Source organism: Niallia oryzisoli (genome assembly GCF_043641075.1).
Lineage (GTDB): Bacteria > Bacillota > Bacilli > Bacillales > Cytobacillaceae > Bacillus_BD > Bacillus_BD oryzisoli_A.
In genome coordinates this window covers 1,362,084-1,385,881 of the sequence record NZ_JBHZRC010000001.1, presented here as the reverse complement: position 1 = coordinate 1,385,881, position 23,798 = coordinate 1,362,084, and the positions used below count along the sequence as shown (strand labels likewise).

Annotated in this window: 24 protein-coding genes and 1 other annotated feature; of the genes, 18 read left to right on the top strand and 6 right to left on the bottom strand. The window is 38.7% G+C overall.

The features are described from left to right. Nucleotides 1-143 precede the first annotated feature (143 nt). The 4 genes from ACHUFV_RS07090 (at nucleotide 144) to ACHUFV_RS07075 (ending at nucleotide 3,173) form a co-directional block, all read left to right on the top strand. Nucleotides 144-803, top strand: coding sequence for an amino acid ABC transporter permease (locus ACHUFV_RS07090; RefSeq protein ID WP_394232887.1), 660 nt, complete (start codon nucleotides 144-146; stop codon nucleotides 801-803). Further along, on the top strand, nucleotides 796-1,518 hold the full coding sequence (locus tag ACHUFV_RS07085; RefSeq protein ID WP_394232886.1) for an amino acid ABC transporter ATP-binding protein: 723 nt from the start codon (nucleotides 796-798) through the stop codon (nucleotides 1,516-1,518). The genes ACHUFV_RS07090 and ACHUFV_RS07085 overlap by 8 nt, the downstream gene beginning before the upstream one ends. 113 nt (nucleotides 1,519-1,631) lie before the next feature. Beyond that, nucleotides 1,632-2,633 carry an aromatic acid exporter family protein gene (locus tag ACHUFV_RS07080; RefSeq protein ID WP_394232885.1) on the top strand — a complete coding sequence of 334 codons (1,002 nt, stop codon included), beginning with the start codon at nucleotides 1,632-1,634 and terminating at the stop codon, nucleotides 2,631-2,633. 27 nt (nucleotides 2,634-2,660) lie between these two features. Next, entirely contained in the window at nucleotides 2,661-3,173 is a 513-nt protein-coding gene (locus ACHUFV_RS07075) for a L,D-transpeptidase (RefSeq protein ID WP_394232884.1), read from the top strand. Between the two features lie 39 nt (nucleotides 3,174-3,212). Here the strand turns inward: ACHUFV_RS07075 and prli42 are convergent, their stop codons facing one another. Further along, nucleotides 3,213-3,314, bottom strand: coding sequence for a stressosome-associated protein Prli42 (prli42, locus tag ACHUFV_RS07070; protein ID WP_394232883.1), 102 nt, complete (start codon nucleotides 3,312-3,314; stop codon nucleotides 3,213-3,215). A gap of 219 nt (nucleotides 3,315-3,533) precedes the next feature. Here prli42 and mce point away from each other — a divergent pair, with 219 nt between their 5' ends. The 6 genes from mce to gndA all read left to right on the top strand — a co-directional run bounded on the left by mce (nucleotide 3,534) and on the right by gndA (nucleotide 10,582). Beyond that, complete coding sequence (gene mce / locus ACHUFV_RS07065) at nucleotides 3,534-3,953, top strand: methylmalonyl-CoA epimerase (protein WP_394232882.1); 420 nt, start codon at nucleotides 3,534-3,536, stop codon at nucleotides 3,951-3,953. Further along, complete coding sequence (locus ACHUFV_RS07060) at nucleotides 3,946-5,496, top strand: acyl-CoA carboxylase subunit beta (RefSeq protein ID WP_394233415.1); 1,551 nt, start codon at nucleotides 3,946-3,948, stop codon at nucleotides 5,494-5,496. Before mce ends, ACHUFV_RS07060 begins: the two co-directional genes overlap by 8 nt. A gap of 220 nt (nucleotides 5,497-5,716) precedes the next feature. Further along, nucleotides 5,717-6,838 (top strand): tripeptidase T, encoded by a 1,122-nt coding sequence (locus ACHUFV_RS07055; protein WP_394232881.1) that lies wholly within the window; start codon nucleotides 5,717-5,719, stop codon nucleotides 6,836-6,838. 144 nt (nucleotides 6,839-6,982) lie between these two features. Continuing rightward, a complete protein-coding gene (locus tag ACHUFV_RS07050; RefSeq protein WP_394232880.1) occupies nucleotides 6,983-7,648 on the top strand; it encodes an FMN-dependent NADH-azoreductase in 666 nt (221 codons plus the stop codon). Nucleotides 7,649-7,773: 125 nt separating this feature from the next. Further along, nucleotides 7,774-9,042 carry a DNA polymerase IV gene (locus ACHUFV_RS07045; protein ID WP_394232879.1) on the top strand — a complete coding sequence of 423 codons (1,269 nt, stop codon included), beginning with the start codon at nucleotides 7,774-7,776 and terminating at the stop codon, nucleotides 9,040-9,042. 130 nt (nucleotides 9,043-9,172) lie between these two features. Next, nucleotides 9,173-10,582 (top strand): NADP-dependent phosphogluconate dehydrogenase, encoded by a 1,410-nt coding sequence (gndA, locus tag ACHUFV_RS07040; protein WP_394232878.1) that lies wholly within the window; start codon nucleotides 9,173-9,175, stop codon nucleotides 10,580-10,582. 54 nt (nucleotides 10,583-10,636) lie between these two features. Here gndA and zwf read toward each other — a convergent pair whose 3' ends face one another. Beyond that, nucleotides 10,637-12,142 (bottom strand): glucose-6-phosphate dehydrogenase, encoded by a 1,506-nt coding sequence (gene zwf, locus ACHUFV_RS07035; RefSeq protein ID WP_394232877.1) that lies wholly within the window; start codon nucleotides 12,140-12,142, stop codon nucleotides 10,637-10,639. 243 nt (nucleotides 12,143-12,385) lie between these two features. Here zwf and rnz point away from each other — a divergent pair, with 243 nt between their 5' ends. Further along, nucleotides 12,386-13,306, top strand: a complete 921-nt coding sequence (rnz, locus tag ACHUFV_RS07030; protein WP_394232876.1) for a ribonuclease Z — start codon at nucleotides 12,386-12,388, stop codon at nucleotides 13,304-13,306. Between the two features lie 119 nt (nucleotides 13,307-13,425). Beyond that, nucleotides 13,426-13,642, top strand: a binding site (T-box leader). 65 nt (nucleotides 13,643-13,707) lie between these two features. After that, a complete protein-coding gene (locus tag ACHUFV_RS07025) occupies nucleotides 13,708-15,042 on the top strand; it encodes a sodium-dependent transporter (protein WP_394232875.1) in 1,335 nt (444 codons plus the stop codon). A 29-nt stretch (nucleotides 15,043-15,071) separates the two neighbouring features. Here ACHUFV_RS07025 and namA read toward each other — a convergent pair whose 3' ends face one another. Then, nucleotides 15,072-16,112: an NADPH dehydrogenase NamA gene (gene namA / locus ACHUFV_RS07020; RefSeq protein WP_394232874.1), complete on the bottom strand. Its 1,041-nt coding sequence runs from the start codon at nucleotides 16,110-16,112 to the stop codon at nucleotides 15,072-15,074. 140 nt (nucleotides 16,113-16,252) lie between these two features. Between namA and ACHUFV_RS07015 the strand changes: the two genes are divergently transcribed. Next, a complete protein-coding gene (locus tag ACHUFV_RS07015; protein ID WP_394232873.1) occupies nucleotides 16,253-17,050 on the top strand; it encodes an SDR family NAD(P)-dependent oxidoreductase in 798 nt (265 codons plus the stop codon). Between the two features lie 63 nt (nucleotides 17,051-17,113). On the opposite strand, the gene ACHUFV_RS07010 is transcribed toward ACHUFV_RS07015, so the two are convergent. Both ACHUFV_RS07010 and ACHUFV_RS07005 read right to left on the bottom strand, forming a co-directional pair. Then, nucleotides 17,114-17,311 (bottom strand): YwbE family protein, encoded by a 198-nt coding sequence (locus ACHUFV_RS07010; protein ID WP_394232872.1) that lies wholly within the window; start codon nucleotides 17,309-17,311, stop codon nucleotides 17,114-17,116. A 1-nt stretch (nucleotide 17,312) separates the two neighbouring features. Continuing rightward, the gene (locus ACHUFV_RS07005; RefSeq protein ID WP_394232871.1) at nucleotides 17,313-18,497 is read right to left on the bottom strand and encodes an MFS transporter; all 1,185 of its coding nucleotides are present in this window, start codon (nucleotides 18,495-18,497) and stop codon (nucleotides 17,313-17,315) included. A gap of 219 nt (nucleotides 18,498-18,716) precedes the next feature. Here ACHUFV_RS07005 and ACHUFV_RS07000 point away from each other — a divergent pair, with 219 nt between their 5' ends. The 5 genes from ACHUFV_RS07000 to ACHUFV_RS06980 all read left to right on the top strand — a co-directional run bounded on the left by ACHUFV_RS07000 (nucleotide 18,717) and on the right by ACHUFV_RS06980 (nucleotide 23,022). Beyond that, nucleotides 18,717-19,508: an amino acid ABC transporter substrate-binding protein gene (locus ACHUFV_RS07000; protein WP_394232870.1), complete on the top strand. Its 792-nt coding sequence runs from the start codon at nucleotides 18,717-18,719 to the stop codon at nucleotides 19,506-19,508. A gap of 67 nt (nucleotides 19,509-19,575) precedes the next feature. Then, the gene (locus tag ACHUFV_RS06995) at nucleotides 19,576-20,235 is read left to right on the top strand and encodes an amino acid ABC transporter permease (RefSeq protein WP_394232869.1); all 660 of its coding nucleotides are present in this window, start codon (nucleotides 19,576-19,578) and stop codon (nucleotides 20,233-20,235) included. Between the two features lie 15 nt (nucleotides 20,236-20,250). Then, entirely contained in the window at nucleotides 20,251-20,997 is a 747-nt protein-coding gene (locus ACHUFV_RS06990; protein ID WP_394232868.1) for an amino acid ABC transporter ATP-binding protein, read from the top strand. A 369-nt stretch (nucleotides 20,998-21,366) separates the two neighbouring features. Then, complete coding sequence (locus ACHUFV_RS06985; protein WP_394232867.1) at nucleotides 21,367-21,807, top strand: helical membrane plugin domain-containing protein; 441 nt, start codon at nucleotides 21,367-21,369, stop codon at nucleotides 21,805-21,807. A 33-nt stretch (nucleotides 21,808-21,840) separates the two neighbouring features. Beyond that, nucleotides 21,841-23,022, top strand: a complete 1,182-nt coding sequence (locus ACHUFV_RS06980) for an NAD(P)/FAD-dependent oxidoreductase (protein WP_394232866.1) — start codon at nucleotides 21,841-21,843, stop codon at nucleotides 23,020-23,022. Between the two features lie 71 nt (nucleotides 23,023-23,093). Here ACHUFV_RS06980 and ACHUFV_RS06975 read toward each other — a convergent pair whose 3' ends face one another. After that, nucleotides 23,094-23,465 (bottom strand): PilZ domain-containing protein, encoded by a 372-nt coding sequence (locus ACHUFV_RS06975; RefSeq protein WP_394232865.1) that lies wholly within the window; start codon nucleotides 23,463-23,465, stop codon nucleotides 23,094-23,096. Between the last annotated feature and the right edge of the window lie 333 nt (nucleotides 23,466-23,798).

Sequence of the window (23,798 nt, the reverse complement as noted above, 5' to 3'; positions counted from 1 at the left end):
GGGGTTCAAACCCCTGCTGATTGAAGTTAAGCCTCCGGCGGATGTCACGGATTTTTTAATGGTAATTTCTCGAGCGAGCTCGAGAAAAATCCGGACGCAAATTCGACGGGCGAATTTGATTTTTGTGAGAGGAATGATTATACATGAATTTTGATTTTACATCCGTTCTTCCATCGTTCCCCTTTATCTTAAAAGGCCTTGGAGTGACTCTCCAGATTGCTTTTCTTGCCGGGGTATTAGGGTTCGTATTCGGTATCATATTATCATTATTTAAAATAAGTAATATTAAGTTTTTAGGTTGGATTGCGGACGCCTATACTTCCATTTTTCGCGGCACCCCGCTTGTTTTACAGCTGATGATTATCTATTTTGGATCTCCTCAGGTATTAGGTTATCAAATTGATCCGTTTACGGCTGCTGTCGTTTCTTTTGCTCTGAATTCTACTGCCTATATTTCAGAGATTATACGCGGTGGTATTCTTGCAGTTGATAAAGGACAAAGTGAAGCAGCTATGGCACTAGGTGTTCCATACCCTTCGATGATGCTTAATATTGTGCTTCCACAGGCATTAAAAAATATTTTACCTTCATTAATGAATGAGTTTATTTCCTTAACAAAGGAATCGGCGATTGTTACAACAATTGGGGTTATGGATGTTATGCGCCGAGCTTACCAGGTCGGAGCCGATAAATTCCGCTTTATTGAACCGTTGTTATTAGCCGGAGTCATTTATTATCTTATTGTCATGCTATTAACGATGATCGGAAAGCTTGTCGAGAGGAGAATGAGAAAAAGTGATTAGGGTGGAAGGATTAACAAAGCATTTCGGCAAACTTGAGGTATTAAAAGGAATTTCAACAAACATTGAAGAAGGAGAAGTTGTGGCCATTATTGGTCCATCCGGATCAGGAAAATCAACATTCCTTCGTTGTTTAAATTTATTAGAAGAGCCCACAGGAGGCCATATTTATATCGATGGTGCAGAAATAACATATAAGAAAACGAATATAATGAAAATGAGGCAGAACGTAGGAATGGTCTTTCAACATTTTCACTTGTTTCCCCATAAAACGGTTATGGAGAATATTACGTATGCCCCAATGAAAGTAAAGCGTCTATCGAAGCTGGAAGCGGAGAAAAAAGGGATGGCTTTATTAGATAAGGTGGGATTAGCTGAAAAGGCTAATGTATATCCGAATCGTTTGTCAGGTGGTCAAAAACAGCGGGTGGCGATCGCACGAGCGTTAGCGATGGAACCGGAGGTTATGCTGTTTGATGAACCGACCTCTGCGCTTGACCCTGAAATGGTGAAAGAAGTGCTGGATGTTATGAAGTCATTAGCAGAGTCTGGCATGACGATGGCTATTGTCACACATGAAATGGGCTTTGCCAAGGAGGTTGCTGACCGAGTTCTTTTTTTAGAAGGCGGTGTTCTTGCTGAGGATGCACCTCCGGAGGAATTCTTCACTAACCCGAAAAGCCAAAGGGCAAAGGAATTCCTGGAGAAAATTCTTTAATTAACAAAAATAGAGTAATGGAAAAAGATGGTCGAAACGATCATCTTTTTTATTTTAGAGAATTATTCCATGGTAAACTATAGGTAACGACTGTAAGAACAGGGAGAAGAAATATGAAATTTCGTATTGGCTACCGCACTATCAAATCTGCTGCCGGTGCAACTGTGTCCATTATGCTTGCTCAATATTTAGGTTTTCAAAATTTTGTTTCTGCTGGGATACTAACGATCCTTTGTATTCAAGTAACAAAGAAGAAATCACTGCGGGCATCATGGGACCGTATCCTGGCATGTATGACTGCTATTGTGTTTTCTATTATTTTCTTTGAGGGCATCGCCTATCACCCGATTGTGATCGGCTTGTTATTATTATTTTATATTCCTACTGTGGTCATGCTTAAGGCAAGTGAAGGCATCGTTTCGAGTGCGGTCATTATTTTGCATTTTTTCTCAGCGGGACAGGTTACATTCGCCTTTATTTTTAATGAGCTAGCGATTATTTTCATTGGTATTGGTGTTGCTTTGCTGGCCAATCTCTATATGCCAAGCTTGGATAATCAAATTGAAGAATATCAGAAAAGGATTGAGGCGAATTTTCGAAGTATATTCCTTGAAATCGTCAAATATTTACGTGTGGGTGATAGTAATTGGGATGGAAAGGAAATCGCTGAAACCATTCATTTGATAAATGATGCTAAAAGGATGTCCTTTCAGGTAATAGAAAATCAATTGATACATAATGAAGAGGATGATTTGTATTATACCTATTTTAAAATAAGGGAGAAACAATTTGAAATAATCGAAAGGGTCCTGCCAATCATCACGTCCATTACCCATACGGTTGAGCAAGGAAAAATAATTGCCGATTTTATAGAAGAGCTGGCGGAGCATATTCATGCAGGGAACACAGCAACTATTTATTTGGATAAGCTTCATGAAATGCATAAGCTATTTGAAAACATGGAGCTTCCCAAAACACGGAAGGAATTTGAGGTTCGAGCAGCACTTCTTCACTTTGTGAAAGAAATGGAGCAATATCTGCTGATTAAACGGAATTTTAAAGGAATAGAAAAACAAAAAGCAGTGTATGAAGAACGACTCGGAGAAGGAAACTAAAGCAAAAGAAATAGGCGGGTGATCGCAATGCTGCAGTTGATTTCAAGTCTGTTTTTAGTGCTTTCCCTTTCGCCAATATGGCCGCTTGGAGTGAATCCGGTGCCGGGTGATCCTTTCGTCATTGTCAATAAGTCAACAAATGAAATGGCTCTTGTAAATGAGAATCGTGTGCAGACTGTCGTTAAGGTTGGGACAGGAAAAACGAAGGATTTAACACCTGAAGGTTTGTTTACCATCTTGGTAAAAGCAGAAAATCCATATTACCGTCGAAAAAATATCCCAGGCGGGACACCGGAAAACCCCCTCGGTACAAGATGGATTGGTTTTGACGCAAAAGAAACAGACGGGAGAATCTATGGTCTCCATGGGACCAATCATCCTGCTTCCATTGGTTACTATGTGTCTGAGGGCTGCATCCGGTTACAAAATGAAGCAATCGAATCACTGTATGAGATCATTCCGCTCGGTACAAAAATATTAATCATCTCAACATCAAAATCCTTTGAAGAGCTGGCAATTGAATATAACGCAATCAAATAAAGGGAATTGTCACATTTTGACGATTCCCTTTTTGTTTTATTAAAAAAACATTGCGATTCCGGTAAGTAATGTAGACGCAAGCATGGCAAAAAGCATTAAATAAACAAATATCTTTTGCGTTTTTTTTCTTTTTTTGGACAAGGCATTATCCCTCCATCATATTTGTTTCAAAAGTTATTATCTATCTATCATTTTACTAGCAAAAAATAATTTGGACAACACTGCAAAAAAAGAAGGATTTTGAAAAATTTTATCGAATTTTAAGATTATTGTAGTATTTTTTTACAATTATAGTATATTTAAATTATTGCGTATATTTATTTTTAACGCATATTCATTTATTTGGGGATGGGGTAAAAGATGATAAAAAAGGTAGATCACATTGGCATTGCTGTGAGCTCTATTGAAGAGGCATTACCTTTGTACACGGAAGTGCTGAAATTAGAGCTGCTAGGCATGGAAGTAGTTGAGAATCAAAAGGTTAAGGTAGCATTTATTAAAGCAGGTGAGACAAAGCTTGAACTCTTGGAGCCTACCAGTGAAGAGAGTGCAATTGCTAAGTTTATTGCCAAACGTGGGCAAGGAATCCATCATGTCGCACTAGGGGTTGAATCAATCGAAGAGAGAATTCAAGACATGAAAGAGAATGGCATCAGAATGATAGATGAAGAGTCTAGAATTGGAGCCGGTGGAGCGAATGTTGCTTTCATGCATCCTAAGTCAACCGGAAGTGTTCTTTATGAATTATGTGAAAAGAAAGAGGGACATGACCATGCTTGATATCTATGATACAATACATGATTTATATGATCGTAAACGAGAAGTAGAACTGGGCGGTGGAGACGAGAGAATTGAAAAGCAGCATGAAAAGGGGAAATTAACTGCTCGGGAGCGTATTGATCTATTAGTTGATTCAGGTTCTTTTATAGAATTTAATCCTTTTATTGAACATAATTGTAACGATTTTGGATTGGATCAGCAAAAAAGCCCTGGTGATGGTGTTGTCACAGGATATGGAAAGGTAAACGGACGTCCAATTTATTTGTTTGCCCAAGATTTCACTGTGTTTGGCGGAGCGCTAGGCGAAATGCATGCCAAAAAAATAGCTACTGTAATGGACTTAGCTGCTAAAAATGGTGCACCTTTTATTGGCTTGAATGATTCAGGTGGTGCAAGAATTCAAGAGGGTGTTGTTTCTCTTGACGGCTACGGGCAGATTTTTTATCGGAATTCGATTTACTCAGGGGTAATTCCACAAATATCTGTTATTATGGGACCTTGTGCAGGGGGCGCTGTCTATTCACCGGCTATTACTGATTTTGTTTTTATGGTTGAAAAGACTAGCCAAATGTTTATTACAGGTCCAAAGGTAATTGAAACGGTGACAGGAGAAAAAATCTCGTCTGAAAACCTAGGTGGTGCAAAGGTTCATAATTCCATTAGCGGTAATGCTCATTTCCGTGGAGAGTCAGAAGAAGTGGTGATTGAACAGGTACGAAGACTATTAAGCTACCTGCCGCAAAACAATGAAGAAAAACCGCCTGTACTTGAGTATAATGAAGAGGATGATTATCGTCCTGAATTAACTGATGCCATTCCATTTGATACCCTTCGTCCTTACGATGTAAGAAAGGTCCTTGAATTGGTTGTTGATAAAGATTCATTCATGGAGGTTCAACAGGATTTTGCGAAAAATATTGTAGTGGGTCTTGCGCGTATAAAAGGAGAATCCGTTGGACTTGTATGTAACCAGCCTAAATTTATGGCAGGTGGTTTAGATATTGATTCATCTGATAAAGCAGCCAGATTTATCCGTTTTTGCGATTCCTTTAATATCCCAATCATTACGTTTGAAGATGTAACTGGATTTTTCCCTGGGATTAAACAGGAGCATGGTGGGATTATTCGCCATGGTGCAAAAATACTGTATGCGTATTCAGAGGCAACGGTTCCTAAATTAACAGTTATTTTGCGAAAAGCATATGGTGGTGCCTATGTTGCATTAAATAGTAAATCAATTGGTGCAGATCTTGTATTTGCTTGGCCAAATGCCGAGATTGCTGTTATGGGACCGCAAGGGGCAGCCAATATTATTTTTGCAAAAGAAATTAATCAAAGTCCGAACCCTGAAGAAACACGTGCGCAAAAAATCGAAGAATATCGTCAAAAGTTTGCCAATCCATATGTTGCTGCAAGCAAAGGAATGGTTGATGATGTTATCGACCCGCGGGAAACAAGGATTAAAATTGTTCAAGCGTTGGAAATGCTTAGAAATAAAAAAGAATCAAGACCAAAGAAAAAACACGGAAATATTCCTTTGTAATCAAAATATGACAGGATTATCTAAAAATCGGCGCTAGCGCCGATTTTTTTTGTTTAATATCTATTATTATACCATTAAATATAAAATATTTGCATGAATGAGTCAAAATTATCTAACTCGTCTGTAGAGATTTTTTTTTAACAAGTTCTCATCGATTTGATGGTAAATAATGATAGATGTATACTATTAAGGTGAAATACAAGATTTGGAGGTTACATTGATGATTAATCAAGAGCGTTTATTAAATGAATTTCTAGAGCTGGTACAAATTGACTCCGAAACAAAGTATGAAACAGAGATTGCAAAAGTATTAAAACAAAAATTTACTGACTTAGGTGTAGATGTTTTTGAAGATGATACGACTGCTGTAACAGGACATGGAGCAGGGAATCTAATTTGTACTCTTCCTGGTACGAAAGAAGGGGTAGATCCAATTTATTTTACCTGTCATATGGATACCGTTGTCCCTGCAAAAGGGGTTAAGCCTTCCGTTAAGGATGGCTATGTAGTAACAGATGGAACAACCATTCTTGGTGCAGATGATAAAACGGGAATATCGGTTATGCTTGAAACGGTTCGTATGTTAAAAGAACAAAATATTCCACATGGAGATATTCAATTCATTATTACAGTTGGTGAAGAATCAGGCCTTGTTGGTGCCAAAGCTCTTGATCGGACATTAGTGAAAGCAAAATACGGCTATGCTCTTGATAGTGATGGAAAGGTCGGAAACATTATTGTTGCCGCACCTACACAAGCGCATATTAAGGCAACGATACTTGGTAAAACAGCCCATGCAGGCGTTGCTCCAGAAAAAGGTGTTTCGGCCATTACGATTGCGGCAAAGGCTATCTCAAGAATGCCCTTAGGCCGAATTGATGAAGAAACTACGGCAAATATCGGCCGCTTTGCCGGTGGACAGCAAACAAATATTGTTTGTGATCATGTTGATATATTAGCAGAAGCTCGCTCATTAATTCCTGAAAAAATGGAAGCTCAGGTACAAAAAATGAAGGATGCATTTGAAAGTGCTGCACGAGATATGGGTGGCAAAGCAGAGATAGAAGTACAAGTGATGTACCCAGGCTTTAAATTTTCTGATGGAGACCATGTTGTTGAGGTAGCCAAAAAGGCAGCTGTAAAAATAGGTCGAAGCTGTGAGCTATTACATAGTGGTGGCGGTAGTGATGCTAATGTTATTGCCGGTTTTGGTATTCCAACAGTGAACCTTGCTGTCGGATATGAGGAGATCCATACAACAAATGAACGTATGCCTGTAGAAGAATTATATAAATTAGCTGAGATGACCGTTGCAATTATTGAAGAAGTAGCTGCACAGTGAGTGTAAAATGGCTGATTATCGCTTTTACCCAATAAATGACACAAAACTTTCATAAATTTCACGAGTTCTTCAATAAAGAACATGAGTGTATTCGTTATGATTGGAATAGTTGTTATTTATTTGTTTAGAGAAAGGGATGCTAGTATGTCAAAATTACTTTACATTACGGCAAATCCAAAAAAAGACGTAACTCAATCAAAGGGTGCACAAATCGGGGAAGTATTTTTAGAGACCTTTCAAAAGGAACGCCCTGATGTTGAAATTGAAAGAATGCATTTGTATGACATGGACATTACAAGAATCGATACGGATTTATTATATGCACGTGCGAAAACGTCATTTATGGGTTATTCGGTGGATCAGCTGACAGAGGCGGAAAGAGAAAAGTTTACAGCAATGCATGCTCTTGCTGACAGGTTCATTGCTGCAGATTACTATGTCTTTGTGACACCAATATGGAATTTAGGTGCTCCAGGAATTCTTAAAGATTTTATGGATAATATGTTTCTAAATCAAAAAACATTCATCACTACGGAGGAGGGGCCAAAAGGGTTATTGACCGGAAGACAAGCCATTCATATCCAGACCCGTGGCGGTATTTATTCAACCGGACCAATGGTTGAATTTGAGATGGGCGATCAATACGTTCGAAAAGCCCTAACCTTCCTTGGTATTGATGTGATGGATACAATTGTTGCGGAGGGCTTGGATCATTTTCCGAAGAGGATTCCTGAGATTATGGAAACGGCGAAGGAGCAAGCAAGAGAAGCGGCCAAAGAAATGGCTGGAAGTGTCATGAAAGCGAAGTAATAAGGTTTTATAGGCCCGCACAAGGCAGCGGGTCTTTTTCGATTTTACATGCTAAAATGAAATGGAGGATTCTTAATGATGTAACCGGAGCCTCAATCCGGAACCTATATAAGGTAGTGCGACGTATGAAAGAAATGTATCCGAAAAAGGGAAGAGTTATTTTACATGTAGATATGAATAGCTTCTATGCATCTGTTGAGATGGCCTTTGATCCTTCCTTAAAAGGGAAGCCCCTCGCCATCGCGGGGAATCCAAAAGAACGAAGAGGAATCATCGTTACATGCAGCTATGAAGCGAGAAAATATGGTGTGAAAACAACGATGCCCATTTGGGAAGCAAAAAAGCTATGTCCGCAGCTAATCGTCATGAGTCCGAACTTTGATCGCTACCGGGCTGCTTCCCATGGGATGTTTGATATCTTGTTTGAATATTCTCAGCTTGTAGAGCCTGTTTCCATTGATGAAGGCTTTGTCGATATCACGGATAGTTTTGAATTAGGATCACCCCTGGAAATTGCAGACAGAATTCAAAAGCAAATTCTTTCACAGCTCGATTTACCATGCAGCATTGGTATTGCCCCCAATCGATTTCTTGCAAAGATGGCTTCTGATATGAAAAAACCGCTCGGTATTACTGTATTACGGAAACGGGATGTGGAGAAGGTATTATGGCCTCTTCCAGTTGTAGAAATGCATGGAGTCGGGAGAAAAACAGCGGAAAAATTAAATACAATCAATGTTTATACAGTTAAGGATTTGGCTAGTGCAAATGATATTCAATTAAAGGCACTGTTAGGAATCAATGGTCTCCGCTTAAAGGAAAGGGCTAATGGTGTTGATGATAGACCGGTTGACCCCGATGCTGCAAATGAATTTAAGAGTGTCGGAAATTCGACTACTTTGCCAAGTGATATTTCGAATCAGCACCAGCTCCTGCTTGTTTTGGAAGGCCTGGCAGAGAAAGTGGCTGCTAGGATGAAGCGAAAAAAAGTATTGGCTGCTTCTATCGGCGTGACGATTCGCTATAAGGACCGTAAGACGATTACGAGGAGTAAAAAGCTGTTAAATCCAATCAGCCAAAAGGATGATATCTATACCGTTAGCAAACAGCTTTTTTTGAAAAACTGGAATGGTGATTCGGTACGGCTTCTTGGTGTAACGGGTGCCGATTTAGTTGAGAAAGAGCAAGCGGTGAAACAGCTCGACATTTTTTCTTATGAGAAGGATGCAAGAAATGAACCATTACTGGAAACGCTTAATATGCTGAGAAATAAATTTGGTCAAGGAATTATTGACCGTGCTGTTGAAAAAGCTCCTACAAAAGACAGACAGGAAAATATTGCATCGGAAACGAGCTTCAGTAAGGATTTTCTCGATTTCTTTTCAGATGAATAATGGTTGACTAATTTTTTAATGGATTTGACACACTAACAGTAGATGTATTATTTGCAAAAAAATGCGGATATTGCTAAAGTAAGATGGTCTTTTTAAGGTTGTATTATTTGGTTAGAAGGGATGTAAAAAGATGACAAAACAACAGTTTGGAGTAATTGGAATGGCGGTAATGGGAAAAAACCTCGCCATGAACATCGAGTCAAGAGGATATTCTGTCTCCATTTACAATCGTTCAAGTGAAAAAACAGATGAAGTCCTTGCTGAAACGAAGGGGAGAAATTTCAAGGGTACTTATTCTATTGAAGAATTCGTTCAGTCACTTGAAACTCCTCGCAAAATTATGCTCATGGTAAAAGCCGGGGCTCCGACAGATGCCACAATTGAGCAGCTGATTCCTCATTTGGATAAAGGGGATATTTTAATAGATGGTGGTAATACGTTCTTCGTCGATACACAGCGCCGCAATAAAAAACTAAGTGATCTTGGTATTCATTTTATTGGAACCGGTGTTTCAGGTGGAGAAGAAGGGGCGTTAAAAGGTCCTTCAATTATGCCTGGCGGTCAAAAGGAAGCCTATGAACTTGTAGCGCCGATATTTAAGGATATTTCCGCGAAGGTAAACGGGGATCCTTGTACAACCTATATTGGGCCGGATGGAGCTGGACATTATGTGAAAATGGTACATAATGGCATTGAATATGGCGATATGCAGCTTATCTGTGAAGCCTACTTCTTATTAAAAAATGTGTTGGGACTCTCTGCTGGAGAGCTTCATGAGGTTTTTGCCGAATGGAATAAAGGCGAGCTTGATAGCTATTTAATTGAAATTACAACTGATATTTTTACAAAAATGGATGATGAAACAGGTAAACCTCTTGTCGATATGATTTTGGATACTGCAGGACAAAAAGGAACAGGAAAGTGGACAAGCCAAAATGCCCTTGATTTAGGTGTGCCGCTTCCAGTTATTACTGAATCTGTATTTGCCCGCTTTATTTCAGCTATGAAGGAAGAACGGGTGGCAGCCAGCAAGCTATTGAGCGGTCCAGAAACAAAGTCATTTAGCGGTGATAAGAAGGCATTTATTGAATCTGTTCGTAAAGCACTGTATATGAGCAAAATTTGTTCATATGCTCAAGGATTTGCACAAATGAGAGCTGCATCTGAAGAATATGACTGGAATCTTCAGTATGGCGATATTGCGATGATTTTCCGCGGCGGATGTATTATTCGAGCACAATTTTTACAAAAGATTAAGGATGCCTATGATCGTGAATCAGGTCTTAAAAATCTTTTACTTGATCCATACTTTAAGGAAATCGTTGAAAGCTACCAGCATGCATTACGCGAAACAATTTCCTTTGCTGTTCAATATGGAATTCCGGTACCTTGCTTCTCATCAGCTATTTCATATTATGACAGCTACCGCACAGCAACACTGCCTGCTAACCTTCTACAGGCACAACGCGATTATTTTGGTGCACATACATATGAGCGAATTGATCGCGAAGGCATTTTCCATACAAATTGGTTGGAATAGACCTAAATGAAAAACCCTCTTTGCTAAGCAAAGAGGGTTTTCTTTGTGTTTTTATTATTGGCAGGTCTCTACGTCTAAATCGCCTATTGGCCACCAGAATAGGCCGTCTCTAGCAAGTAATACATCACTTTCTTTCGGTCCTGCTGAGCCTGATTCATAATTAGGGAATTGTGCTTGTGTCTTTTGCCAATGCTGCGAAATATTATCAACAAAGCTCCAAGATAGGGCCACTTCGTCCCAGTGTGTAAAGTTTGTTGCATCACCGCGCATGCAGTCATATAATAGCTTTTCATAGGCTTCAGGTGTATTAATCCCATCAATACCTGTATTAGCATAGCTTAATTTTACAGGTGTCGCATTCATGTGGTTACCGATTTTCAGCGCGTTTAAATGAAGGGTAATACCTTCCTCAGGTTGAATGTGAATGACGAGCAGGTTCGGATTTAACGTCTGTTCTGTTTTATAGTATAGGTTCATAGGGATGTCCTTAAATTGAATCACGATTTTCGTTGATTTTGATTTCATTCGCTTACCTGTACGAATGTAGAACGGAACGCCTGCCCAACGGAAATTGTCAATTAAGAGTTTGCCAGCTACGAAGGTTTCTGTATTTGATTGAGGATCAACCATTTGTTCATTCCGATAGCCGGGAACCTTTTGACCGTTAACGATTCCTTCCCCGTATTGTCCGCGCACAAAGTACTTACTAACTTTTTCATCCTTTACTGTTCGCATGGCGCGAAGCACCTTCACCTTTTCAGACCGAATTTCTTCCGTGTTAAGTTTTATCGGCGGCTCCATAGCCAAGAGGGCAACCATTTGCAGCATATGGTTTTGCACCATATCACGCAGTGCACCGCTGTTCTCATAATAACGTCCGCGTTCTTCCACACCTAGTGTTTCGCTGGAAGTGATTTGAATATTTGATATATAGCGGTTATTCCATAGCGGCTCAAAAATAGCATTAGAGAAACGGATTACTTCAATGTTTCTGACCATTTCTTTACCTAGATAATGGTCGATACGGTAGATCTCATCTTCAGAGAATGCGGTACGAATTTGATTATTTAATTCTTTCGCAGACTCAAGGTCATGCCCAAAAGGTTTTTCAATAACTAGACGTTTGAATCCTTTTACATTTGTAAGACCGTCTTCGTTTAGATGGGTGGCAATTGTTCCAAAAAATTCTGGAGCCATCGCTAAATAAAAAATACGATTACCGGCTGTTTGATATTGTTCATCCAATTGTACAGCCATTTCTCGCAATACACCGTATGAATCTGAATCTGTTACATCATGTGAATGGTAATAAAAGTGTGAGGCAAATTCATCAATGTTATGATTACCATTGATTGCTACTGACTGAACAGATTTTTTTACATTTTCTTGGAACTGCTCATTGGAAAGTGTTCTTCTTGCAACACCAATGACAGCAAAGTTCTCCGATAGATTTCCTTTCTCGAATAAACGATATAGGGAAGGAAAAAGCTTTCTGTTAGCTAAATCACCTGTTGCACCAAAGATCATGATCAAAGCTGATGGTTTTTCGTTATGTTTCACGATTTGTAAAACCTCTTTTCATTAAAATTGACATCTATTTTAGGGTTTGCTTATTTTACATTTGAAATTCAATCCGAAAAATATGTCTAATGATGCTAAAATTTTATCGATTTCTGTTAAAATACGCAAATGCTTTGTTTTTATTATTTAATGATAGAATGGAATGAATATTCTCATTGTTTCCTTGTTTATTCTAACTTGGCTATAATAATGTAAGTATGGATTGGAGAAAGGAGCTTAAAAGTGGAATTATTTTTTCTTGGTACGGGTGCAGGGGTTCCTGCGAAGCTTAGGAATGTAACAGCTATCGCATTAAAATTATTGGAGGAGCGAGGATCAATCTGGCTTTTTGACTGCGGTGAGGCTACACAGCATCAAATATTACATACATCAATCAAGCCTTCTAGAATTGAAAATATTTTTATTACGCATTTACACGGGGATCATTTATATGGACTTCCAGGACTGCTTGCAAGCCGTTCCTTTCAAGGCGGGGAGTCAAAGGTAACGATATATGGACCTGCGGGCTTAAAAGCATTTGTGGAGACTAGCTTGAGTGTCAGCGGTACTTATTTAAAATATCCATTGGAGATTGTAGAAATTAGTGAAGGAGTTTTGTTTGAGGACGAACAATTCATTGTTGAGGCACGAAAGCTTGAGCATGGAATACCCTCTTACGGCTTTCGAATTATTGAAAAGGATCGTCCGGGTACATTGCTAGTGGATAAGCTAAAAGAGGCCGGAGTTACCCCGGGCCCACTCTATAAAAAAATTAAAGAGGGGATATCTGTCACACTGGAGGATGGAACGATTTTGGAAGCGGCTCGTTTTGTCGGTCCTAAACAAAAGGGAAGAGTGGTTACGATACTGGGGGATACAAGAATTTGTGAAGCAGCACAAGAGCTCGCGCGTAACGCAGACCTATTAGTTCATGAAGCTACTTTTGCAAAAGGAGAAGAGGCGTTAGCCTATGACTATTATCATTCAACCACCACCCAGGCTGCAGAAACGGCAAAACATGCGAATGTCAAAACTCTTTGCATTACACATATTAGTTCACGCTACGATCGAAACGCTGCGGAAGAACTGCTGCAGGAGGCTCGTTCCATTTTTTCGAATTCTGAGATTGCAGCTGATTTTAAAAGTATAGCCATTCCTCGTTAGGGGAGTGGCTAAATTTTATTAATATAGTAAAAAGCAATAATTTTCATAAATCGTTTATTGACAATATAAGGCTTTTTCACGTATAATTCCAATTATACTTTATTATCTAAATATAAAATTAGAAGGCTATGAAGAGTGTTTAGTAAGCCATATCTCCCTGTAGATTAGAGAGTCAGCGGCTGGTGGAAGCTGATACAAAGATAATGGTGAGTTTCAGCTTGGAGCTTTTTTTCTTTTACATGTATTGTATGAGAAACGGACAGTTCCGTTATCCAATTGAGTGGAAAGTCAATGCTTTCAAAAAGGGTGGTACCGCGTGTTCTACACGTCCCTTTTAACTGCATTGGCTTTTTTTGTTTAGTCATACTATCTATTTATCTTATAATCTGGAGGAGACAACATTGGAACAGAAAGAACAATGGTCGTCAAAAATTGGCTTTATTCTGGCATCGGCTGGATCAGCAATTGGACTTGGTGCTATTTGGAAGCTGCCATATGTAACGGGTATGAGCGGAGGGGGAGCATTTATTCTTTTATTTGTCCTTCTTTCCCTTTTAATTGGCTTTCCGCTCCTGCTTGCTGAGTTTATCATTGGCCGCAGTACACAAAAGGAAGCTATTTCGGCTTACAAACAGATTGCGCCTGATTCAAAATGGCATTGGATTGGCTATCTTGGGGTTATGACCTGCTTTATTTTATTATCCTTTTATAGTGTTATTGGCGGATGGATTATTCAATATATTGTCTATGGATTTACAGGACAGGTTGGTGGAGGGAATGTAGATTACGAAGCTCTCTTTACGGAGTCTGTATCAAATCCGCTTCTGTCTGTAGGGGCTCAAGCAGTATTCCTGATTATCACGATTGCCGTTGTCGGAAAAGGAATCCAAACAGGAATTGAAAAAGCTAGTAAATTTATGATGCCAGCCCTTTTTATTTTATTTATTGTTTTAATTATTCGCTCCCTGACCCTTGAAAATGCAATGGAGGGTGTATCATTTCTTTTTAATCCGGATTTTAGTAAATTAAATTCTGAAAGCATTTTATTTGCTCTAGGACAGTCATTCTTTTTGTTAAGTGTAGGGGTTTCCGTTATGGTAACGTATAGTTCCTATCTTTCAAAAGGAGAAAGTATTGTTCAGCCTGCCCTGTCGGTTGTAGCCATGAACTTATTTATTTCTATTTTTGCGGGCCTTGCCATTTTTCCGGCCGTTTTCTCGTTAGGGTTTGAACCGGCTGCAGGACCTGGCTTGCTGTTCATTGTCCTTCCGTCAGTCTTTGAAAAAATGGTTTTGGGTAACATTTTCCTATTGATATTCCTAATTTTATTTTTGTTTGCCACACTTACATCAGCGTTTTCTTTACTAGAGATTGTCGTTGCTTCTGTTTCAAGGGGAAAGGGAGGTCGAAATCGACTATCCTGGATCATTGGGATACTCGTATTTGTGGTAGGGATTCCATCGGCGCTATCCTTTGGTGTTTGGTCTGACTTTTCAATCTTTGGGAAAAGCATCTTTGATGCAGCTGACTATCTAGTAAGTAATATATTAATGCCAATCGGGGCATTGTTAATTTCTATTTTTGTTTCCTATAGAATGAAAAAGGCAATTTTAAAAAATGAACTGATTCAAAAGACAAATTATAGTCTTTTGTTTGAAATTTGGTATTTTTTATTACGATATGTTGTACCAATCGTAATCATTGTTGTATTCCTCGACGTTACAAATATCATTTAAAAAAGGTGGACAGTGTCCACCTTTTTTTATCATCTCTGATTTCTTCTTTGTTTCCAGCCTCTTTCATACTGTACAGGTCCTTCAATATCGACACCGAGCTCCCGTGCAGCAGTTCTTGGCCAATAGGGATCACGCAATAATTCCCGTGCAAGTAAAACAAGGTCTGCACGCTCGCTTTGGAGAATTTCCTCCGCCTGAAGCCCTGATGTAATTAGGCCGACAGCACTGGTTGGAATTTCGGCACCGTGCTTTATTTTCTCAGCAAGCGGAACTTGATAGCCTGGATAAATGTTGATTTTTGCCGGCACAATTGCACCTGAACTTACATCGATTAAGTCCACACCCTGATCCTTCATCCAACTGCTGTAAACAACGTAATCTTCAACTGTCAATCCTTCCGGATGATATTCATTGGCGGATACGCGGACAAATAACGGTCCATCCCAAACTGACTTAACTGCCTCGATCACTTCTTTTAAGAAGCGATAACGATTTTCCGGACTTCCGCCATATTCATCACTGCGGTGATTAGCTAAAGGTGATAAAAATTGATTAATTAAATATCCATGTGCACCATGAAGCTCAATGACATCAAAACCAGCTTGTTTCGCACGTTCAGTTGCCTGTTTAAATGCAGTAACAGCAGCGTGAATATCCTCTGTTGTCATTTCCTTTGGTGTTTTACTTTGCTCATCAAAGGGAATAGCAGATGGTGCGAGAATCTCACCTTCCAGTTCTGCTTTTCGCCCTGCATGCCCTAACTGTATACCTGTCTTGGCACCATTCTCTTTGATAAGAGTGGTAAGCTTCAACAGTCCTTCGATATGCTCGTCATCCCAGATTCCTAAATCATAGGGTGAGATTCGGCCTTCCGGTGATACTGCAGTTGCTTCTTGGATGAGTAAGCCCGCTTGACCAACTGCTCTGCTTATGTAATGAGTATAATGCCATGGAGTTACTTTTCCATCTTGGCTGCTGCAAGAATACATACACATTGGTGCCATGACAATCCTATTTTTTAATGTGAGATTTTTAATTGTATAAGGTGTGAATAGTTTGGTAGTTCCCATTTTTTAGAATGCCTCCTTTTCTTCATCAAGCTTAAGTATAACAGCACTGAACAGGAAAAGATAAGCAGAAGCTCTTTGTTGCTATGCCTCTGAATTGTTGTAATATAGAATGGATAAATAGGAAGTAGAGGTGGATACATTTGACAACAGGACGGCTTAGTAATAAAAATATCGTCATTACAGGTGCTTCCAGCGGAATTGGTCTTTCCATTGCGTCCCTTTGTGCAGAAAGAGGAGCTAATTTAGTCCTGCTGGCAAGAAGACTTGATTTACTCGAAGAAATAAAGAAAGATTTAGAAGCCCGCTTTTCCTGCAATGTACTTGTTTATAAACTTGATGTTTCAAATACGGAGGAGGTCAAGGCTGTATTTTCTAAGCTTTTAACTGAGCTTACTACCATTGATGTGCTAGTAAATAACGCGGGCTTTGGCGTCTTTCGTGCAGCTCATGAGGTGTCAATGAAGGATGTAAAAGGAATGTTTGATGTAAATGTTGTTGGGTTAATTGCGTGTACAACGATGGTCCTGCCTTTGATGAGACAACAAAGAAAAGGTCATATTATTAACATCGCCTCACAGGCTGGTAAAATTGCGACACCAAAGTCTAGCGTGTATTCTGCAACAAAGCATGCGGTTCTCGGTTATACGAACAGTCTTAGGATGGAATTATCAGACTTTAATGTGTCTGTAACAGCAGTGAATCCGGGCCCGATTGAAACAAATTTCTTTTCTTTGGCTGATGAGCAGGGGACCTATGTAAAAAGTGTAGAAAAATATATGTTAAAACCTGATTTTGTCGCAAGGAAGGTCGTAGACAGAATGCTGACGAAAACAAGGGAAATCAATCTGCCTAGTTGGATGAATGCGGGCAGCATTCTTTTTGCTCTGTTTCCCGGCTTGTTTGAACGAGTGGGGAAAAAGGTATTAAATAAAAAATAAACGCCTCCATAATAGCTAAAAAAAGTGATGACAAATGGTGTCATCACTTTGTAATGTCTAGAATTATTTTTTGTTTATGGATTGCACCCTTCCAATTTGTCCGTTCGTAAGTCTTACTTTAATTCCGTGTGGGTGGTAGCTTGACTTTGTTAATATATCCTTAACAATCCCGCTGGTTAGTTTTCCCGTTCTTTGATCGGCCTTTAGGACAATATCAACCATTGTCCCGGGAAGGATATCTTTTCTGTTTTGTCCATTCATATTAATGGCCCCCGTTACCGATGGATAGAAATTTCTTTTCCTGTATTATGTAGATACGATATAGCCAAAAGGCTAGTATTGATAAGATGATACCTGAGATATATGGCAAACCAATAGTCATATTAAATAGCCAGCCACCAAGAGGAGGGCCAGCAATTCTTCCCATTGAATCGAAGGAAGAGAGCAAGCCTGTCGTACTGCCGTGCCCTGCTGACGATGTTTTGGTTAGTAAAGCAGACACACTAGGACGGATGACTCCATTTCCAATCCCAAATATTGTTAGATAAATTGCAGCGGTTGTGAAATTATCAACCAATAATATAAGTCCAAAGCCAATGGCTGAAATAATGATTCCGATTTGAATCACGAAGCCCTCTCCAAACCTTTTCGTCATTTTTCCAACTAGCCCACCTTGAACAATTGCACTAGCGAATCCCATGATCATAAAAATATAGCCTAGCTCTGCTGCTCCCAACCCAGCTTTCTCTGCTGCAAAATAGGCAAAGGTTGCTTCTAATCCAGATAGTGATAAGGAGATAAATAATTGCAGAAAATACAAAACGGATTGTGTGCCCTGTATAGCCGCCCACATAGATGATTTTTCATGATTCTTGAAACCTCTATTTTCTTTGGGCAAAGATTCTTTTAATACAAATAAGACAAGGAAAAAGGTGATAAAGGATAAAATTCCTGCAATATAGAATGGCATATTTAAACTCATTTTTGAAAATACACCGCCAATTGCAGGTCCAAAAACAAACCCGAGACCTGTTGCTGCACCAACAACTCCCATTCCCTTACCGCGATCTTCAGCGGATGTGATGTCTGCGACATAAGCCATAACGGTCGGCATATTAGCAGCTGATAAGATTCCTCCTATTACTCGGGCAGCAAATAACATCCAAAGTGCTGATGATAGTCCCATTAGGAAAAAAGAAAGTGCGAGACCTAAAATACCAATCATAATGACCGGCTTTCGGCCAATCCGATCTGATACTCTTCCCCATACTGGTGCAAACAGCAGCTGCATTAGTGAATATACAGCCATCAGCCATCCTAATTCTAAGGGTGATGCTCCGATGTTTTCTGCATAGAAAGGAAGGACAGGGATAATTATTCCAAAACCGACCATAACAAGAAACATGACAGCAAAAAGTATCGGTAATGCTCGTTTACTTTCTAACATATATTTTCACTCCATTTCTCGATAATTATAATGATTATATATATGAATAGTCAATTTTCACTATGTACAAACTGAGGGAGAAAGTTATCCTGTTTTATTAGAAAACAGAATATTGAAATAATATTTTAGGACTACTCTAGCTAATGTTATTATGTTAATCTAATAATGTAGTAACGTACTAAAGTAATATTATATTGGATAAAGGTGGTTTATTAGTATATGAAACGTTCAGCCTTATTTATTTTGGTTATTGCGTCCGTTTTCACGCTTCTTGTTGGATGCTCCAGTTCAGAATCTGGGTCTAAATCTAAAAGTAGTGAAAAAGATAAATTAATCATTGGAATCGATGATACTTTTGCTCCGTTAGGATTCCGTGATGAGAATAATGAAATTGTTGGTTTTGATATTGATATGGCCGAGGCTGCTGCTGAAAAAATGGATGTAGACGTTGAAATCCAGCCAATTGACTGGACAACAAAAGAGACTGAATTAAATAGCGGTCGTATTGATCTTATCTGGAATGGTTATACCATTACAGATGAGCGTAAAGAAAAGGTTCTATTTACAAAGCCTTATTTGAGTAATTCACAAGTAGTTGTTACGTTAGCTGATTCTAAATTATCTAAATTAGATGATTTAGCGGGCAAAAATATTGGAATTCAATCTCTTTCTTCTGCTATTGATGCATTAAATGCACATCCAATTAAAGATAAAATAAATGAATTGACTGAATACAAAACAAATGTACTGGCTCTTAAAGATTTAGTAAATGGCCGTGTTGATGCAGTGGTTATTGATGAAGTTGTCATGAATTATTATATGACTCAAGAAAAAGGAACATATAAATTGTTAGATGAATCACTTGCACCAGAAGAATATGCTGTTGGTGTAAAAAAAGGGAACGAAGAGTTATTAAACAAACTTCAAGCAGCTTTAGATGAAATGAATGAAGATGGAACTTCAGCTAAAATCTCAGAAAAATGGTTTGGTGAAGATAAGGTCTTAAAATAAGTCGTGCAAATATTATATAAAACAGGATTTCCTCTTGGAAACCCTGTTTTGTTTTGGAGGAATCCTTATGTCCTTAGATTATTTAATACAGATAATTAATCCAATGCTTGAAGGGGCACAAACCACGATCCTTTTATTTATTGTTGCGATTGTGGTGTCTATTCCATTTGGTTTTTTACTGACTTTAGCAGTTAGAAGCAGTATTAAGCCTCTTTCTTGGCTTGCTCAAACCTATATTTACGTAATGCGTGGAACCCCGCTTTTATTACAGCTTTTAATTATCACATTTGGTTTACCGATGATTCCGGTCATTGGTGAATATTTGATCCTTGATCGTTTTGTTGCAGCAAGCTTGGGCTTTATTTTGAACTATGCTGCTTATTTTGCAGAAATATTCCGTGGTGGTCTACTCGCTATTGATAAAGGACAATATGAAGCGGCCAAGGTGCTCGGTTTAAATAAATGGCAAACAACGACAAAGGTTGTATTACCACAGATGTTTCGGATTGCATTACCATCTGTCGCTAATGAATCGGTGACGTTAGTTAAAGATACTGCATTACTCTACGCTGTTGCTGTTCCAGAGCTATTGCATTTTGCTCAAACTGCCGTGAATCGTGACTTCACCATTGTGCCATTCTTTGTTGCAGGTATAATCTATTTACTGATGACAGCCGTTTTAACTATGTTCTTTAAATGGCTCGAAAAACGCTTCAAATTTGAATAATAGGGAGTTGAGAACATGGCTATCATTGAAGTATCTGACCTCAAAAAATCATATGGAAATCTCGAAGTACTTAAACGGATTTCCTTCGATATCAATAAAAAAGATGTAGTTGCTGTGATAGGTCCGTCTGGATCGGGTAAAAGTACGATGCTGCGCAGCTTGGTTAATCTTGAGGAAATCAACGGAGGCAGCATTTGTGTATCCGGTGATTATTTGGTCAAGGATGGAGTATATGCAAAGCCGCCTGAAGTCAGAACCATCACGTCAAAAATGGGCATGGTTTTTCAACACTTTAACCTGTTTCCACATCTTACGGTAAAAGAAAATTTAGAACTTGCTCCTAAGCTAGTGAAAAAAGAGAGTGCTCTTGATATAGGAAAGAGAAGCATACAATTGATGGAGAAAATTGGTCTTACTGAACGTGCCAATGCTTATCCAGCTAATCTCTCTGGGGGACAAAAGCAGCGGGTAGCCATTGCGCGTGCCCTTATGATGAATCCGGATATTATGCTTTTTGATGAACCTACCTCTGCTTTAGATCCCGAATTAACGGGGGAAGTATTGCAGGTAATGAAGGATCTGGCTGAAGAGCATATGACGATGATTGTTGTCACACATGAAATGGAATTTGCCAAGGAAGTGGCAAATCGTGCCATTTTTATGGACCATGGCGAAATTGTTGAAGCAGGCCATCCATCAGAATTATTTACAAATCCAAAACATGAGCGGACTAAAGCTTTTCTCAATCGCAGCTTGAAATAAATAAGTGCTTGTTCACATCCCAGTAGGATAATGCCTACTGGGATGTTTTTACTTTTAGAGCAAATAAAGTATGATTGGATGTTGCTGTATTACAGGTTAAGGTCTTGTTAACACTATTACTGTAGTCTAATTATCGAAAGCTGGATCTGGTTATCATTTGATTGTTATAGTAAAAACGTATATTTGGTAAAAAAATTATTAATAAATATGTTAAATTTTTAACAATATCATGTATAATAGAGAAGGCGAATTATCATAGAGCATTAATTGTAAAGGACATTTATCACAGTTGAAGCTTTATGGATGGAAAAATTCTTGAAGTGACACAAAAAAAACAAAATTAATACTTTAGGTAAAGGGGAATCGAACATGGCAGAAACAAATACTTTAGAAAAGATTGAGCAGGAATCTCAACTTCTGTCTGCTGGACAAGGAAAGAATGATATTCTTGATCAGCTTTTAAAACCTGAGGTTCAAGATTCTTTAACACAATTAGTGGAACAACTCCCAAAACTCACTGAACTTGTTAATGTTTTAACAAAGTCTTATGATGTTGCCCAGTCACTTGCTACTGATGAAATCTTAAAGAACGATACAGTAGGTGCAATTAAGGAAATTGCTGAGCCTGTAACAGCGACGGTTAAAAATGTAGCTGCAACTGCGATTGAAGCAAAAGATCGTGCGGATGAGAGCACGGAAGTAATTGGTCTTTTCGGGCTGTTGAAAATGCTCAAAGATCCACAAGCGCAAAAATTATTCCGTTTTATTCATGCATTTCTTGAAATTTCTTCACAAAAAAATCAAAAATAATTTCTCGTAAATAGTTAAGGACGGTGGAAATACATGTCAAAACATATTGTAATCTTAGGAGCAGGGTATGGCGGACTTTTATCTGCGTTAACTGTTCGTAAGTATTTAAATAGCCAAGAAGCATATGTAACAGTGATTAACCAATATCCAACACATCAAATTATTACCGAGCTGCACCGTCTTGCAGGCGGAACTACGGGTGAAGGTTCTGTAGCTCTTCCGTTAGATAAGCTGTTAAAAGGAAAGGATATCGACCTGAAAATTGCGAAGGTGGAACGTTTCTCTGTCGATGATAAAAAAGTTTTCCTTTCAGACGGTTCGACGTTAACCTATGATGCTCTTGTTGTTGGTCTAGGAAGCAAAACGGCTTATTTCGGTATCCCTGGACTTGAAGAAAACAGTATGGTGTTAAAATCTGTTGAGGATGCCAATCAGATCCGAGCACATATCGAAGGTCGTATTCGTGAATATGCGAAAACGAAAAATGAAGCAGATGCAACTATTCTAATTGGCGGCGGTGGCTTAACCGGTATTGAATTAGTTGGTGAGCTTGCTGATAACCTTCCAAAGATTGCTAAAGGCTATGGTGTAAATCCAAAGGATATCAAATTGAAACTAGTTGAAGCAGGTCCTAAGGTTCTTCCTGTATTGCCGGATCATTTAATAGAGCGTGCTGTTGCTAGTTTAGAATCACGCGGCGTTGAATTTTTAACAGGGCTTCCTGTTACAAATGTTCAAGGAAATGTTATTGACCTTAAGGATGGAAGCAAAATTACAGCAAATACTTTCGTATGGACCGGCGGTGTGCAGGCTCTTCCAATTGTAGCGGAATCAGGCCTTGAAGTAGACCGCGGTAAAGCGACTGTTAATGAATACCTTCAGTCAAAATCACATAAAGATGTATTTGTGGTAGGAGACTCAGCAGTGGCATTCCCTAAAGAAGGCGGACGCCCATACGCACCAACTGCTCAGAATGCATGGCAGATGGGTGAGCTTGTTGGATACAATCTATACGCATACTTAATGGATAAATCATTCGAAGAATTTGCGCCAATTAACTCTGGTACACTTGCCAGCCTTGGACGTAAAGACGCAGTTGCAGAAATTGGAGGAAATTCTACTCCGCTTAAAGGTCTGCCTGCATCTTTAATGAAAGAAGCAAGTAATGTTCGTTATTTGTCACACATAAAAGGTCTTTTCAGTTTAGCTTATTAATTACAATAAAAACCGCCTTGACGCTTATCTGCGTTAAGGCGGTTTTCTTTTGGCTTTATTTTTCTTTAAAGCTAATCAGTAGCAGACTTGACATAGGATTTTATATTTCTAATTAAATCTTCTTGTACCCTCTCATCAATGGAGAAATGGACTCCATATAGAAAATGATTATATTTGTCTTCTCGCCAGATAATCATTCCATGTACTTGAAACATTGTCTCATTTAATTGAAATCGAACAGATATCTTGACTTGACCCAGTTTGGAAATCGGGATGTTCAAGGGTGTATTTAATTTTAATCCGTTAGGACTTATATCCATCATCGTGGCCATGCCTTCTGAAGTCTCAACAACGTTTCCATTTACTTCTTCAATTGTAAAGATAGCAGGTATAGGAGTGTTAAATGTAAAACGAAATCCTTCATGCCGTTTGAATCGTATCAAATGTTACCAACCCCAATTTAGTAGGTCTATGTGCATCAATATTGAATGCTGAAAAATAGATTGTCATTTCTCGTTTTATTGTATCATATTGATGTGGGTTATTTATTAGCTTAATCAATATAAGTTATGATGATTTTGTCAGCTAACGATTAATTTGGTAACAATGTTACGTTGAATAAATAAGGCTTAAGTCTTATAGTAAATTAAAGCTCAGGGTACCTTTCTATATTAGAAATCCCTGTTAAAATAAAATTGAAAGCAGTAATGAGGCTTGAATGTAATCGTAGAATAAGTCATTCCCTCTGCTTACATTTATGAACCGAGGTGAGTACG